Source organism: Chlorogloeopsis sp. ULAP01, assembly GCF_030381805.1.
In the GTDB taxonomy this organism is placed as follows: domain Bacteria; phylum Cyanobacteriota; class Cyanobacteriia; order Cyanobacteriales; family Nostocaceae; genus Chlorogloeopsis.
The window spans coordinates 1-14,295 of sequence record NZ_JAUDRH010000017.1 but is presented as its reverse complement, the minus strand read 5'-3'; the positions used below and the strand labels follow the sequence as shown (position 1 = coordinate 14,295).

16 protein-coding genes are annotated in these 14,295 nt (G+C 35.9%); 13 read left to right on the top strand and 3 right to left on the bottom strand.

The window, feature by feature from the left end:
* The first annotated feature begins 17 nt into the window (after positions 1-17).
* From QUB80_RS28280 to rppB, 8 genes are all read left to right on the top strand, one after another.
* On the top strand, positions 18-956 hold the full coding sequence (locus tag QUB80_RS28280; protein WP_289792800.1) for a DUF8832 domain-containing protein: 939 nt from the start codon (positions 18-20) through the stop codon (positions 954-956).
* A gap of 517 nt (positions 957-1,473) precedes the next feature.
* Positions 1,474-1,722 carry a hypothetical protein gene (locus QUB80_RS28275; protein WP_289792799.1) on the top strand — a complete coding sequence of 83 codons (249 nt, stop codon included), beginning with the start codon at positions 1,474-1,476 and terminating at the stop codon, positions 1,720-1,722.
* 467 nt (positions 1,723-2,189) lie between these two features.
* Positions 2,190-2,678 carry a DUF2808 domain-containing protein gene (locus QUB80_RS28270; RefSeq protein WP_289792798.1) on the top strand — a complete coding sequence of 163 codons (489 nt, stop codon included), beginning with the start codon at positions 2,190-2,192 and terminating at the stop codon, positions 2,676-2,678.
* A 321-nt stretch (positions 2,679-2,999) separates the two neighbouring features.
* On the top strand, positions 3,000-3,488 hold the full coding sequence (locus QUB80_RS28265; RefSeq protein ID WP_289792797.1) for a DUF2808 domain-containing protein: 489 nt from the start codon (positions 3,000-3,002) through the stop codon (positions 3,486-3,488).
* A gap of 110 nt (positions 3,489-3,598) precedes the next feature.
* A complete protein-coding gene (locus QUB80_RS28260; RefSeq protein WP_289792796.1) occupies positions 3,599-4,075 on the top strand; it encodes a DUF2808 domain-containing protein in 477 nt (158 codons plus the stop codon).
* 75 nt (positions 4,076-4,150) lie between these two features.
* Complete coding sequence (locus tag QUB80_RS28255; RefSeq protein ID WP_289792795.1) at positions 4,151-4,504, top strand: hypothetical protein; 354 nt, start codon at positions 4,151-4,153, stop codon at positions 4,502-4,504.
* Positions 4,505-5,420: 916 nt separating this feature from the next.
* Complete coding sequence (rppA, locus tag QUB80_RS28250; protein WP_289792975.1) at positions 5,421-6,125, top strand: two-component system response regulator RppA; 705 nt, start codon at positions 5,421-5,423, stop codon at positions 6,123-6,125.
* Positions 6,112-7,521 (top strand): two-component system sensor histidine kinase RppB, encoded by a 1,410-nt coding sequence (gene rppB / locus QUB80_RS28245; protein WP_289792794.1) that lies wholly within the window; start codon positions 6,112-6,114, stop codon positions 7,519-7,521. Before rppA ends, rppB begins: the two co-directional genes overlap by 14 nt.
* Before the next feature lie 214 nt (positions 7,522-7,735).
* Here rppB and QUB80_RS28240 read toward each other — a convergent pair whose 3' ends face one another.
* On the bottom strand, positions 7,736-7,978 hold the full coding sequence (locus QUB80_RS28240; protein ID WP_016877473.1) for a hypothetical protein: 243 nt from the start codon (positions 7,976-7,978) through the stop codon (positions 7,736-7,738).
* Positions 7,979-8,427: 449 nt separating this feature from the next.
* Here QUB80_RS28240 and QUB80_RS28235 point away from each other — a divergent pair, with 449 nt between their 5' ends.
* Positions 8,428-8,751, top strand: a complete 324-nt coding sequence (locus QUB80_RS28235) for a hypothetical protein (RefSeq protein ID WP_289792793.1) — start codon at positions 8,428-8,430, stop codon at positions 8,749-8,751.
* Positions 8,752-8,947: 196 nt separating this feature from the next.
* Here QUB80_RS28235 and QUB80_RS28230 read toward each other — a convergent pair whose 3' ends face one another.
* A complete protein-coding gene (locus QUB80_RS28230; RefSeq protein WP_289792792.1) occupies positions 8,948-9,082 on the bottom strand; it encodes a hypothetical protein in 135 nt (44 codons plus the stop codon).
* 385 nt (positions 9,083-9,467) lie between these two features.
* On the opposite strand from QUB80_RS28230, the gene QUB80_RS28225 reads away from it, so the two are divergent.
* From QUB80_RS28225 to QUB80_RS28215, 3 genes are read left to right on the top strand one after another with little or no spacing between them, the layout of a single operon-like run.
* Positions 9,468-10,376 carry a P-loop NTPase family protein gene (locus QUB80_RS28225; RefSeq protein ID WP_289792791.1) on the top strand — a complete coding sequence of 303 codons (909 nt, stop codon included), beginning with the start codon at positions 9,468-9,470 and terminating at the stop codon, positions 10,374-10,376.
* Between the two features lie 19 nt (positions 10,377-10,395).
* Positions 10,396-11,145 carry a hypothetical protein gene (locus QUB80_RS28220; RefSeq protein ID WP_289792790.1) on the top strand — a complete coding sequence of 250 codons (750 nt, stop codon included), beginning with the start codon at positions 10,396-10,398 and terminating at the stop codon, positions 11,143-11,145.
* A gap of 51 nt (positions 11,146-11,196) precedes the next feature.
* Entirely contained in the window at positions 11,197-11,835 is a 639-nt protein-coding gene (locus QUB80_RS28215) for a DUF6753 family protein (RefSeq protein WP_289792789.1), read from the top strand.
* Here the strand turns inward: QUB80_RS28215 and QUB80_RS28210 are convergent, their stop codons facing one another.
* The gene (locus QUB80_RS28210; RefSeq protein ID WP_289792788.1) at positions 11,836-12,591 is read right to left on the bottom strand and encodes a response regulator transcription factor; all 756 of its coding nucleotides are present in this window, start codon (positions 12,589-12,591) and stop codon (positions 11,836-11,838) included.
* A gap of 255 nt (positions 12,592-12,846) precedes the next feature.
* Here QUB80_RS28210 and QUB80_RS28205 point away from each other — a divergent pair, with 255 nt between their 5' ends.
* The gene (locus QUB80_RS28205; protein ID WP_289792787.1) at positions 12,847-14,073 is read left to right on the top strand and encodes a sensor histidine kinase; all 1,227 of its coding nucleotides are present in this window, start codon (positions 12,847-12,849) and stop codon (positions 14,071-14,073) included.
* Positions 14,074-14,295 lie beyond the last annotated feature (222 nt).

Sequence of the window (14,295 nt, the reverse complement as noted above, 5' to 3'; positions counted from 1 at the left end):
TACTAATTGGAGATAAAATGAAGCGGTTTTTTACTGCACTTGCTATCACTTCAACTCTTGTTATCACTCAAGCTTGCGCCTCACAAGTGAAATCTGGTGAAACACCAGACTCTAATGCTAGCACCGTAAGTAATGCGAATCCCCATGCAGATCACAATATGGAGGATTCTAAAACACCAGAGGCAAAGGAGAATTCTCATGGCGATCACAACATGGAAGATTCCCATGATGAGCATTCTGGTCATTCCAAGTTAGAATCTGCGATCACCACTGCAAAGCTTACCCTCCCCACCAAAATTACTCCCAACACACCTGTTCCTATAGTGATTGAAGTGAAAGACAAAAATGGTAAAGCAATTGCTAATTTTGACAAATTCCAAGAAGAACTAATGCATTTGATTGTTGTAAGTGATGATCTCCAATCTTTCAATCATATCCATCCTACATATAAAGGAAATGGACGCTTTGAAGTTCAAGCTGATTTCCCCTATCCTGGTAGTTATACTCTTTTCAGTGATTACAAAGTAGCAGGAAAAGCAGAACAAGTTTCGGTCTTGAAAGCACAAGTTTCAGGTAACAGTCCAGCTGCTCCCAAAATTGATTTAGCTACTACAAAGACTTTTGGTAATACTAAGGCTAATCTCAAGTTATCTCAACCGACATTAAAAGCTGGACAAGAAGTTCATGTAATTTTCAACTTACAAGATGCTGTCAGTAACCAACCACCGAAAGACTTGAAACCTTATTTAGGAGAAAGAGGGCATTTAGTTATCCTTAAGCAGTCATCGCCGTTAACACAAGCAGACTATATTCATGCTCATGCAATGAAAAATACTCCAACTGGTGAGGTTCATTTTATAACCAGTTTCCCGAAGCCAGGAAAATATAAAATGTGGGGTCAATTCAATCGTAATGGCAAAATCGTCACTGCTGATTTTTGGGTAGACGTGCAATAGTCATTGAAAATTTCATCTTGATTTAGTAGATTAAAAAATAAGCCTGTCCTTAGATTTTTATTCGTATCTCAGGCTTTGTGATAGTGCTTGTATAGTACTATAAAAGCCTGTTTTCTTATCACGAATAAACTCAAAATCAATTAAAGCAAACTTGGCACAGCATACTTTAGTATATTTTTAGCTTTAGAAGATAATAAGAGAAAAGCAGTTTGATAATCTTATTTTATATAGATTTACCTGTATTTCATCTTAATTTCATTTTATTTTTCTATAGTAAGTTTTAGAGACATGTTCCTCATGTTTCACAACCCCAATGGGCTTGTAGTTGTGCTATAAGCCTATTTTCTTGTAACAAACAGCATACTATGGTATAGCATTCTATTTCATCTTAATTTCATCTTGATTTTCTATACTAAATTTTAGAAGCTTATCCCTTGGCTTTATTTCACACTATTATCAGGCTTTTTAGTTTTGCCATAACAAAACTAAAAAGCCTGATATTCTAGGATCAATAAGAATGAAACCTAGCCCAAAATCTCAAAAGCCTAGCTTCATCCCTCGGTCTATACTACGAGATCTAGAAAAGCTAAAACAGACACTAGAGCCAAATGCAGAGTACAAGGTTGTTGAAGAATTCCGCGCTTCTCGCTATCGAAGATTTACCTCTATTCGTTATTTGTTAATTCTTTTTATAGTTCCCTTACTAGTTAACCAGTTGTCTAAGATGTTCGTCATTAGCCCCCTGATTGATATAGATTTTCCTTAGCCAGTTACTTCTAACATTAAGCTCTTTATCAACCTAAACAAAGTCAAACAACCTATTCTTGGTTTTACTTCTATATATTACCTTTCAGTTAAGTTCATTAGTATCAATAAAGAGATTCCTGTAGGTGTAGCTCAGTTCCCAAATTTTTAATTTACAAAACTTGACAACTATCTCAAAAATTCATCTAGAATTTCATCCTAATTTCATCAACAATTGCCAAACTAGTAGATAGGAGGAGTATACCTCCCTTGGCAATAACCTTAACAGCAGCTTAAAACTGCCAACAGTAAGTAAACTATCTAGTTTCCCCTAATTAACTGCTGAATTAAGGGGGTTAGCTAATTATGGATTTTTCTACAAATATTGTGATATTTATGTCAGTAACAGGTTGATTTATAAAGCATGAACCAAAACTTTAACCTTTTTACTAAGCTTTAGTTAACAAGTTGATTTATCGGAAATTAAATATGAATAAATTACTGAAATATAGCGTTACTTTGGTTTTGACTAGCATGGCTATGTTATCTCCTAGTTATGCAACTGCTAATACAGATGATGGGACAGTTCCTCATATTGATGGAAATGTACAATTTCCGCCTACGCGCTGGCGGATTGTTAGACATACTATTCGAGTACACGTTCCCAAAAATAGTAAAGCTCTTACCGAATTAAGTATTAACGCTCCTGATACCATAACTATCAGTAGTGATATCAAAAATATCAAGATTGTGGATGAAAAAGAACAAAAAATTAATGCAAATATTTCTGTTGATGGTAGAAACATACAAATAGCGTTCGCTGAACCAGTTGCTCCTAACACCAAGTTTAATGTTGAACTAAAAAATGTCAAAAGACGATTTTTGGGGAATGCTTATATCTATCAAATATCAGCAAAATATGTTGAGAGTGATGCAGAAACACCTATAGGTGTAGCTCAGTTTCACCTCTATTATTAATTGTCAATAACTTTAATTAATAATTTTATTAGCTCTATACCAATTAATCTAATTAAAAATATGGGCTAAATTTAGTCTATATTGCTTAGATTATTTGCTAATAATAAAAGTTTTTCCTTATCTCTCCTTATAAGGTATTGAGAAGACAAGGAGGATTTTTTATAGTTTAGAGATTATCAAAAGTTAACAGATATCAAATAAATAAGTAATTGAATAGTAAAAAATCTCCACCTTCAGCAAAATTTCACTCTGATTTCATTAAAGCCTATCAAACTAATAAATATAGGAATCAAATATTGATTGCTTTGGAGAATAATGAAAATGAAAAAACTAATTTATGTAGGTACTTTTACCTTGGCGATTGCTTCTTTATTTTCCCCCGCTTGGGCAAGTGGAAAGCCAGGCAATTTTAATGCTTCTCATTTGGTCAAAACTGCTGCTTATCCTAATGATACTACTGCTGTAGATGCTACTCATAAGTTTGAAGTTCATGTTCAGGGAGAACCATTGGCAGAACTAAGAATTGATTTACCAGAGGGGGTAAGAATTAATGACGGAATTGAGGTAAAAAATCAATCTGGTGAAAAAGTTTCAACAACGGTTTCTATTAACGATGGAAAAGCGACACTAGCTTTCTCGCAACCAGTAAAGCCTGAGACAAAGCTATCAGTTTTTATGAGAGGAGTTAATACTCCAAGATATGAACCAGGATATACTGCTACTTGGCAATACCGAGTCTACGCTAAGAAAGTTGGATTGAATGGAGAAATTCCACTTGGTCTAGCTCAGATTCAGACTTATCCTCTTTAGGCAAAGCAACTGCTCATCAATTGAGCCACGGCTGTCAAGAGAGTAAGTAAATAGCTATAAGATGAGCAGGTAAATATTGCTCATTCTACTAATCTTTCTCAAAGTTTTTTATGAGGAATTTAATTTATATAAGTGCAGCATTTTTTATAATAGCTGCTTTCATTCCAGCTGCTTATGCCAACAAAAACATAGGCAATTCTAATGTTTCTCATCTTGAGAGTGGCGTTGCATATCCGAGCAGTGTTGGGTTTCAAGGCGCTACGCATGAGTTTAAGGTTCATGTTCAAGGGCAACCCTTAAAAGAACTAGTTATTAATTTGCCAGAGTTCTTAAGCATTAGTAAGGGAACTGAGGTAAAGAATCAATCTGGTGAAAAGATTGATGCTCAAGTTTCTGTTAGTAACCGCACGGCTACAGTTATTTTTTCCCAACCTGTGGAACCGCAAACAACATTATTAGTTGAGCTGCAAGGCGTTAATACATCAATTCGTAACCATATTTGGCTGTACCAAGTCTATGGCAAAATGCCTAACCTAACAGCACAAATTCCTCTCGGTACAGTTCGGATTCAAACCTACGGTCGTTAAGTACTGAAACTTGGTCTCTCAAGATTATTTAACGCAATTAATAACACCAGTCATTTATGTTTGAGGATTTTAGCTATGAAAACACTTATCATCCGAACTGCATCTATTTTGGTGATTCCCTTAGGAATGATTTTGCTTCAGATATCGTTAGGTTCTGCTGCTTATGCAAACGCAGATACCTCAAAAACAGGAGCGTGTGAAAATATTCCCCCAGCAAGACCTACTGGTGGAGCCAGTTTAGTAAGACTACTAGCTTTACAGGAGTGCTATAAAACACTTCCACAAAGCACAGTACAACAATCTAGTAGTACAGGAGCGTGTGGAAATATTCCCCCAGCAAGACCTACTGGCGGAGCGACTTTAACAAGACTCCTAGCCTTGCAACAATGCTATAAGGAAAATTCGCGAACCAGCACTCCATCTCAGTAGTATGTGAGTTTGTAAATCCCCTCCCTCAGCAAGATATGCTGGGGGAAATACTATTAATAAACTCTAAACTTGCGTTAGCTTTTCATCAATCAAACTAGATAAATAACAGTAAATTTAGCTATTAGCTATACGGTCTTTAGCACTGTAGTTAAAAACTATATTTAACAACTTTTGCAAATTAATAATTTTATTTCGGATAAAAAATAATTGGAAATATTTCATTTTAATTTCATCAAGTTATATTTTCTTGTTATATTCAGTAGTAAATGCAATAATACCTCAACTAATTTAAGTAGTAAACATAACGCCTTTTATGGCTAGTTCTTTTTAGGCTGCGTGGGGAGTAAGAGTGTTAAAGATTCTGTATACTGTTTTGTGAGTTAGCTCAATCATTCTGACTACTATCTTAATAGCTTACAGAACCTTTTGTTCTGAAATTCTTTTTATCGAAACGACGACAAATCAGGTAGTGACAAGTACCAGCCATCTCAAAGTTTTAACATACTTACCCCAGCAACAGGGGGTTTGTATAGTGATATTTTGGTGAGTGGATCGTATTTATAAATTCATATAATTTAATATTTAAAATTTCACCTTGATTTCATTTTTATCTGTCAAGCTAAGAATTAGCTTAATAGACTCATTACAAGAAAATTAATTTTTATAAATTTTCTAATTAACCTTACTCTAATTTGCAACAAGCAAGTCTACTGAGTTTTTCCTTCATTAATTATCTTCTGCCAAGATTCTAATCTAAGTTAGAGCCTTATGGATTAGAGTCTTAAATTTTATTTCAAGCCTGAAAATTTCATTTTAATTTCATAAACCTCTGTCAACCTATTTTTAAAGGTAGACCCTGTTAATAATTATGCTTGCTTCACAAATTTGCCAAAAATCTCTAAATGATGAATTGTTTATGCGGGTGCTGTTAGTCGAAGATGAATTGGATTTAGGTGCTGCCATTAAGCGAACTTTAAATCAAGAAAAGTACGTAGTTGATTGGGTTACGGACGGCACTGAGGCTTGGGCATATTTAGAAAATCGTTGGACACACTATACATTAGCTATTCTTGATTGGATGCTGCCAGGAATGTCAGGCTTAGAGTTGTGCCAAAGATTACGAAAAAACAACAATCCTCTACCTGTGTTGATGCTAACAGCTAAGGATAGGATAGAAGACAAAGTTGCAGGGTTGGATGCGGGTGCAGATGACTACTTGGTAAAACCATTTGGCATGGCGGAATTGTTAGCGCGGTTACGAGCATTACAGAGGCGATCGCCTCACTTCCAATTAAAAGAATTAACTGTTGGTAACCTGACTCTAGATTACAGCAGTAGTGCCGTTGTGAGTCAAAACGCTAGTGGAGGTAAACAAGTAATCCCCCTAACTAATAAGGAATTCCAGCTACTGGAGTATTTTATGAAGCACCCAAACCAAATCGTTACCACAGAACAAATTCGCAACCAGCTTTGGGAAGTGAGTGCAGAACCTGCTAGTAATGTGGTAGCAGCTCAAGTGCGTTTGCTACGCCGCAAATTGACAAATAGTGGCTGCACAAACCCAATTGAAACCTTGCATGGTATGGGGTATCGTCTAAATCTTAGCGATGAATCAAAATAAACTGTTTAATCTGACTCGTATTCGTTTAGCGCTGTGGTATGCGCTAGTCATGGCTTTGATTTTAAGCCTGTGTGGATTCGGCGTCTACAAAGCAGTATCTCATGCCCATTGGATAGCCTTAGACCGAGAACTAGAGTCTGTAGCAGGAACTTTGCATGATAGTATTGAACTAAAACTACAGCAACCCGGACGCTTGGAAACAGTCATACAGCAGCTTTTACCAAATATTTGTATGGTTGGTAATGATTGCATTCAACAGCAGCTAAATTCTAAGCGCCATACTTTAAGCGTTGTTAACCAAGGCTACTACTACGTACGCTTTTTCGATAACTCCGGACGCTTAGTTGCTATGGCAGGCTCTCCTCCAGAAGGACTGCCCTTAACCTTTAACAAGCAAACTTGGCAAACTCTTAAAGACGGTAAAGGCAGGCTTTACCACCAAGTTTCCTTTGTGCTGCACACCCAAGATAATCGAGATTGGGGATATATACAAGTAGGGCGAAGTCTCAATGACTTCAATAGTTATCTAGATGCTGTTAAATTAATTTTAGCTTTGGGATTACCAATAGCAATGGGTTTAGTTGGTGTTGCTAGTTGGTGGTTAGCAGGATTGGCAATGAGACCAATTTACCAATCCTATAGACAAATTCAACAGTTTACAGCGGATGCCGCACACGAATTGCGGACACCTCTAGCTGCAACAGGAGCAACAGTAGAATCAGCACTTTTGATGCCTCAGATAGATGAAGAAGAGGCACGGGATATGTTACGAACTATACAGCGTCAGAATCAGCGGCTCACAACTTTGGTTGCTGATTTGTTGCTCTTAGCTCGCTTAGACCGCCAATCGATGTCCATGCGACGTGAATTATGCTGCTTAGATGACGTTATTAGCGACTTAATTGAGGAGTTTGTAGCAATGTCTAATGCGGCAGGTGTGTTGCTGACATCTTTAATACGAGTTCGTCAACCTGTAAATATTGTAGGGGATTCTGAGCAGCTTTATCGTTTAGTTTCTAACTTAATTGTCAACGCAATTCAATATACGCCACGGGGCGGAGAAGTAACTGTTGTCCTAGACCGCAGTGACCATTATGCTGTGATTCAAGTTCAAGATACTGGAATTGGCATTCCACACAATGAGCTTTCGCAAATTTTTGATCGCTTTTATCGGGTGAATAGCGATCGCTCTCGTAGTACTGGCGGTTCTGGATTGGGACTAGCTATTGCTATGGCAATTGTTCAGGCACACCAAGGCAATTTGAAAGTACAAAGCGAATTAGGTAAAGGTAGCATTTTTACTGTTGAATTACCCTTCAATACCCCCCCGCTTAAAAGTTTTTGCTCTATTGAACCTTTTAAAGGACTGTATCGTCGCCAAAACAAACGCATCTAAATTTTTTCCATCAATGTGATACTGTTTTGGACACTACACGTTCCACATTACGAGATTACTGTACTTTGCATACACGCCCTAGTTGGGGAGTAATAAGGCTCAAAGGGAGAAACTGGATTTGTCAAAAACATCTTGCGTAGTTTCGGTAAAGCTTTTCGCGCCTCTGACATACCTAACCCTTTAAGACATGAGATTTCTCTAATTCCGTCTAGGGTTAAAATTCATTGGAACTAGGGCGTTTTGTGATTTCACCAACTTCTTTACCGTTGCAATAAACCCAGTTGGTGACGTAGCGTTCAGTGTCATGAAAGCCACTAAATTCAAGACTGTTACCAGAGTATTTATCTTTAAACCATTGTCCTGCTTCTTGTTCTGTATTGAATGTTCTAGCAGCGACTTCTTCTGGTGGAATATTCCAATTTGTATTGCTATATAAATCGCACACATAATGTGTCATAGCTGTTCCTCTCGCGTGAAAACTTGTGTTTTTATTATGGCATTTCCGGACTTTTAGTTAAATATTTGTCATCTTGAAAGCACTGCTGTTATGAAGTTTGGCTTTAAAATAGCGGTTGGAAATAGTTAAATCTACCTTGACATTATCTAACAGATATGACGAGATGTGTAGCTCAAAGATATATTATGGTAGTGAACGCAGACTCACAATTTGATACTTCATCCAGACCTAGCCATTTTTAGAAAATCTATTGGCGATTATCATCTGGGCGAATCAACTAGTAAAAGTTGTCCATCCGAGTAACACCCAATATGTCAAGATTAACATTTTTATAGCTTGGTAAAGTCGTTGTGGAAGACAAAAACTCTGCCATATAAACCCTATTTTCATCTTCTTTCTTTGGCAAAGGTATAGCCTAAGTCATATATTAATAATATCTAATAATCACTATGGCAACTTTAAACCAACAACAGCAGACTGAGTTAATTATCCAGCAAGCTTGCAAGGAAAATTCTACTGATAGCGAGAAAGCTATTTATGATGACTTTATTTTGGAAGCAGGGGTAAAAGACCCAGGCAAGATGACTAAGGCAACTGCTGATGCGTTGATTAGATACCTTGATGGCTGCAACGCATCTAACGAGTTTGTTGTTAATATAGTGAACCGCCTCGCGCAAGTTGCCCCTGCTCATATCATGACCAAGATTCTCAAGAGTGATCATGACGGTGATGCTATACCTTATTTCATTAATTATTTGCTTAATTACTCCTAATAACTAATTATTTTTATATTGTGTGTAATAAATGCGGCAATTTATTTAATAATAATTTTTAAAAAATTAGATAATATTTAGTTAAATAAAATTAAAAAGTGTTAGTTTTACTATGATGCACTTTTATTAAAAATAAATATATGATTTAAGCGTAGTGAAGGATAATATTTGTTGCATCTTGTATACTAACTTTATATTATGTAGCAAGTTTATTTATATCGGCTTCAGCAGCTGCATGAGCTTTGATAATTGCCTGAATAATATTTAGTGGGATATTAACCTTACAAGTTGTAACTACTGGTTTGGGTAAAGTTATTGCGCCAGGATGCATCAACTTCTATCCCACATCTACCATGATACTTGTACTGATGGTGGTTTTTGCTATAGCAGATACGTTTGATATGCAACCAGGAGTTGTATTCGTGGCTCTTGCAGCAAGCGTGGACAGTTTTATTGGTCTTAATATTATTGTTTATACATCAATAAACTTCGAGTAATTTTACTTTTAATACTAAAGTTTTAGTCAGAAATCGAATATTACTTTGTTTTTTTAATTAGTCAGGTTTGGGATACTATAATTGCTTTTACAAGCAGAACTAACTTGATTTATTGCTAATATATAATTACACTATTCTATCAAAACTTTGGATTTAAGTTTGCCTATCTCAATTGGTTATCAAATTTAATAAGAAACCTGGATTTTAGTGATTGCTAATATGGCTCATACCAATAATAAAGGTAATAATTATATGTCTGGTAAAAATCAATTAAATAAGGATAATCAACAAAAACAAGTTAATAAGAATATTAAAAGACTTGTAATTGTTACTGGTGACAAGGGTGGTGTTGGCAAGAGTACATTTACGCGAGCCTTACTTCAACTTTATATTGATAAAAACCTTTGGTGTATTGCATATGATGCTGACCAACGTAACAATCAACTACATCGGCATTATGAAAAATATTCTGGCTTAATTCGTTGTATTAATGTTTTTGATAAGGGTAAAGCAGACCAGTTATTGATTGATTTGGAAGCAGATTATTTTCCACTAGTTCTGCTCGATCTGCCAGCACAATCTGGAGGTGTTTTTGAGTTATTTGTAAAGGAACTGTCCTTTTTTGACATCCTTGCAGATGAACTTGGCTACAGAGTTACTATGGTATCGGTTATCAATCGACTTCGTGATTCTGTAAATATTTTAAAGGCTTTGTATGAAGAATGTTGTGGTGATAAAGTTGATTATGTAGTTGTTAAAAACCTGTTTTTTGGAGATGAAAATAAATTTGGCCGTTACACCTCATCTGATATACGTAATACATTACTTAAAAAAGGTTTAGTTGAAGTCTTGATGCCTGATTTAATGGATTATTGTTATGATTTTATTGATGATAATAGCTTAACATTTGGTCAGGCTTTATCAAAAGAATTCGGTGCTGCCATTTCAGTTCGAGCAAGAGTTGGTTCGTGGCTAAAAGATTTTGAAGAAAAACTTCAACCTGCTCATAAACTATTGGGATTGGATTCCGAGAAATTGCCTGAGGGGGAATCACACGCAACAAGACTTGTAATTAAAGACAAACTTACTCAACAGCAGTCTCAAGAGCAACCTCAAGAAACAGCATAGTATGTTTAGAAAGAGATTTGTGATTACGATTGGTGACTCTCGTGTTGGCAAGTCTACAGTTTCTAGATTGCTTTTAGAGTTATACAAGAAGTATGAATTAAATATTCGTGCTTTCTACCACGGTCGATTTCCTGGTGACTTGTCTAATAAGTTATCAGTATATGATAAATTAGGCTTTCATATTAAGCATTTGGGACTTAATAGGGGTGATTCTGATGTTTTGTTAAATGAACTGGAGATGTTTTCAGAAATTGACTTAGCATTGACTGATATGCCAGGTCAAAATATATTAGATTTTTTCAGATTTGAGAAAGAGATATCTTTTTTAGAAAATTTAAATTCTTTGGGCTATCGTACTACTTTTATACATCCTATTTCTAATCGTATAGATTGTGTTAAATACTTACAATTTCTCTATCAGTTTGTTGGTATCCAGGCTGATTATCTAATAGTTAAAAACCAATATTTTGGTAACTTATTTAAGTACTACGATGATACTGAAATCCAGAAAGATATTAGCAAATTAAAAGGAACAGAACTGATACTACCAAAGCTTGAAGATTATGTTTATCAAGACTTAGAAGATACAAATTTACCTTATTGTATGGCTATTACTACGGAGTCAGATATGCAAGTTCTATATCGTTCTATAGTATATAATTGGATAGAAAATTTTCATGATACTGTCATGTATCACAAGGTTACTCCAGTGTATTTAGGTTTAAAAAGAGACAGAAGTGAATTAACTCAACAACAAGCTCATTTTTAAAATTTTTAGGCTTTATATTATTTTTATTGTTTTATTTTAATTGGTTATTTTATGAGCAAAGTTACAAATTTTTCTACAGAAAATAACCCTAATAAAGAGGAGTTAGAAAAAGAGAAAGAGTATATTGAGGTGTTGATAGCTAAGTCGGGAATGAAGCCATCCGATCCTTTGTTTAAGTTGTACGCTCAGATGGGTACTACTCAATACGCAATTATGCAGCTACCTGGCAAACTTGATACTGTGATAGCAGGCTGGACGTTGGAGGTTGATAAGACACTCAAGGATGCTGCTGAGGTAGCGATCGTCCAGCAGAGGAGTGCGATCGCTAAAGCAGCCCAAGAGTTGATAAGGAAGCAAAATGCCAGTTCTTCTTTAGCTACTGGGTTAGGTTCACTTGATGTTAGTAACTTTAAGCTAGCTCAAATTAGTCTTATTTTAGGTTACGTTCTGGCGTTGGGTGTGGCTATAGGGGCTTTTACTTTCAATATGGCTATAGCTTCCCAATCTAGTGGTAAGTCCCCTGTTACAGCTAATCTTAAGCCTGAAGATGCCACACTTCTAGAGTGGGCTAAATCTAAAGAAGGGCGTGATGCTCGGCAAATTTATAAGAGAAATGCTGGTATTATTCGGACTTGCCGCCAAGGTAAGAATCCCGGTGGCTGTATCATTGATGCTAGCAATCAAAAATAATCACGCAGCAAAAAATTTATTTTTATCGCAATTAGGAGCAAATTCTTTCGCTTCTTTGTATATTTTTTCCGTTAAATCTTCTGGACTGAGTATTCCCAACCTGAGAGCCTCACATACAGCTTTCCCCCTAGTGGGTTTATATTTTTCTGTTATCTCTCCTTCTTCTGGTTTGTCGAGTTTACTAATTATTCGGTGTGCGTGCGAGCGCACAGTACTAATTTCTAAGCAAAGCTTGTTGGCCATTTCTTCGTAGGTAAGCCCCTTGGCTAGTAATTTTAGTACATCGTATTCGCGCTTTGTAATTATTTCTCTAGGGATTTCGTTATTAAATTCCCACATAGCTTCTGCTACTATTGTGTGTATATGTGGATCAATCCAAGATTCACCTTTGTAGGTAGTTAAAACTGCCTCGACGATTTTATTTTCTTCATTGCTTTTACTAAAAAAAGAAGTTGCTCCTTTCTTGAACACTTCTTTTATTGCCTTCTTGTCTCGGTTTGCTGTTACGATGATAATCTTAATTTTATTTAAATAAATATTTCTAATTTGTTCAACTACTTTTATTCCACTTACATCAGGTAGCCCTACATCAACAATTACTACATCTGGATCTGTATTTTTAATTATACTTAGGGCTTCTTTTCCGTATCCTGTTTCCCCACAAACCTTAATTTGGTTCGTTCCTTCTAATACAGCTTTTAAACCTAGTCTGAATATATGATGGTCTTCAACTAGGACAGTTTTTATATGTTTCATATTCTAAATATATTTTTTTATGTACGTAACACTACTTATATCATTCTTTTGAAATCAGTGCTAAAACTTAATAATATTCATAAACAATTAGCTATTCATTTAATTATTTTTTAATATTCATATAAAATTAAAGAAACAGGAGAATCTTAAACTTTTAATTAACTCTAATTTATAGCTTATTTTAGTGTTATTTCTGAGGTAACTACTGACTGTGTGATGTTTTGATAGTTGCAGCAGTGTTTGTATATAGTTTTTGTGCTGTATAAAATTCTGGTAATTGGCAGGAGGCGCAATCAAATTGTTGCAAGGATTGTTGATAGCTTGCAGCAGCCAAGTTATGTGGTGATTACTAAGTCTACTATTCCCAATACTTTGGAAAATATAGACTTGATAGTGAATGCCACTTTTAAATTAGCGACTGTTTATTGTCCTGGTAAGCCAGTTATCAAGGTTGTGCAATCAGCAGATGATTTGAATTGTGCTTCTGACTTTGATGATTTTTTAGTGTATCCTTTTACACCATTTGAACTTTTGCGGCGGGTGGATTTATGTCTTTGCAGGCATACTGATTACCTCCGAAAGCTTCCCCAGTATTTAGAGATTTTGTCCCATGATGTTTACCACCCTTTGAAGGCAGTTAACTTTGTCTTGGGTTTGGCAAAGGCGGGTAATTATAGTCATAGTCCTGAGCAGTTACATTCTGTACTAGATACTTCCTGCTCTACTATTACCACTGCTTTGGGTATTCTTGCCGAGTTGAAGAGTGAGTTAAGCTTGTTATCAGGTAGGAAGATTGAATCTATCAATATTTCTCAACTTTTATATTCTATCCATGCTCAGTTTCTCGACTATGCGATCGCGCAGTATATCAACTTTACCCTATTGGTTGAGCCTGAAGCCGTTGATATATGCATATACGCAAACTATAACCATCTTTGGCGGATGGTTTGTAACTTGGTTGTTAATGCTTTTAAGTATACCCAGTGGGGCGGTTTTGTTACTATCAAGCTTGATGTCCAAGTAGCTGGTTTCCTCCGCTTGACGGTTCAAGATACTGGTGTGGGTATGACCTCAATACAGTTACAGCAGTTGAATGTTGATTTGGGAGGAATTTCTCTGGGAGATTCTTTTTCTATTATCTCACCAGAAGTACTCCCCACTGTGGATATTTTTGCAGCGAACGGGAAGCGCTTTACCCAACAGAAATCTTTACAAGCAACGGGCGATTTGGACACAAAACGTTCTCGTAAACCATATGAACGGATTAGCCAGTCTGCTAGTTCCTTTATGCTTAATGGTACTGAATCTCATGTGACTCCTGTAGGTTTGGGCTTGCGTACAGTTAAGTATGTTGCAGATTGTTACCAGGCTAGTGTAAGCGTGTCTTCCCAAGTTGGAGAAGGCTCAAAATTTTGTGTAATCTTTAATTTAGAGGCGAATTTTCAATGTTATTCTACGTGTAAACACTTAACTTGTGGATAATACTCTTACGATGGAAAAACCTGAAAAAAAAAGACGTGGTTGGATATTATTATCGATAATATTGTGAATTTCTCCAACCTATTCGATATTACCTGGCTATTTTTTTGTGGTTTTAGCCTTCAATCATTATTTTTTATGGCTCTCCCAGACTAGATATGTTAAATTAACAACAGAAATACCAATTTAGTAAAACCCTTCTTCTAAAATTATGAAAGTTAGTTA

Coding starts and splice junctions, on each gene's coding strand:
- QUB80_RS28225 (WP_289792791.1), top strand. CDS start 9,468: ATGGCTCATACCAATAATAAAGGTAATAATTATATGTCTGGTAAAAAT.
- QUB80_RS28275 (WP_289792799.1), top strand. CDS start 1,474: ATGAAACCTAGCCCAAAATCTCAAAAGCCTAGCTTCATCCCTCGGTCT.
- QUB80_RS28215 (WP_289792789.1), top strand. CDS start 11,197: ATGAGCAAAGTTACAAATTTTTCTACAGAAAATAACCCTAATAAAGAG.
- QUB80_RS28280 (WP_289792800.1), top strand. CDS start 18: ATGAAGCGGTTTTTTACTGCACTTGCTATCACTTCAACTCTTGTTATC.
- rppB (WP_289792794.1), top strand. CDS start 6,112: ATGAATCAAAATAAACTGTTTAATCTGACTCGTATTCGTTTAGCGCTG.
- QUB80_RS28270 (WP_289792798.1), top strand. CDS start 2,190: ATGAATAAATTACTGAAATATAGCGTTACTTTGGTTTTGACTAGCATG.
- QUB80_RS28235 (WP_289792793.1), top strand. CDS start 8,428: ATGGCAACTTTAAACCAACAACAGCAGACTGAGTTAATTATCCAGCAA.
- QUB80_RS28255 (WP_289792795.1), top strand. CDS start 4,151: ATGAAAACACTTATCATCCGAACTGCATCTATTTTGGTGATTCCCTTA.
- QUB80_RS28265 (WP_289792797.1), top strand. CDS start 3,000: ATGAAAAAACTAATTTATGTAGGTACTTTTACCTTGGCGATTGCTTCT.
- QUB80_RS28260 (WP_289792796.1), top strand. CDS start 3,599: ATGAGGAATTTAATTTATATAAGTGCAGCATTTTTTATAATAGCTGCT.
- QUB80_RS28230 (WP_289792792.1), bottom strand. CDS start 9,082: ATGCATCCTGGCGCAATAACTTTACCCAAACCAGTAGTTACAACTTGT.
- rppA (WP_289792975.1), top strand. CDS start 5,421: ATGCGGGTGCTGTTAGTCGAAGATGAATTGGATTTAGGTGCTGCCATT.
- QUB80_RS28240 (WP_016877473.1), bottom strand. CDS start 7,978: ATGACACATTATGTGTGCGATTTATATAGCAATACAAATTGGAATATT.
- QUB80_RS28210 (WP_289792788.1), bottom strand. CDS start 12,591: ATGAAACATATAAAAACTGTCCTAGTTGAAGACCATCATATATTCAGA.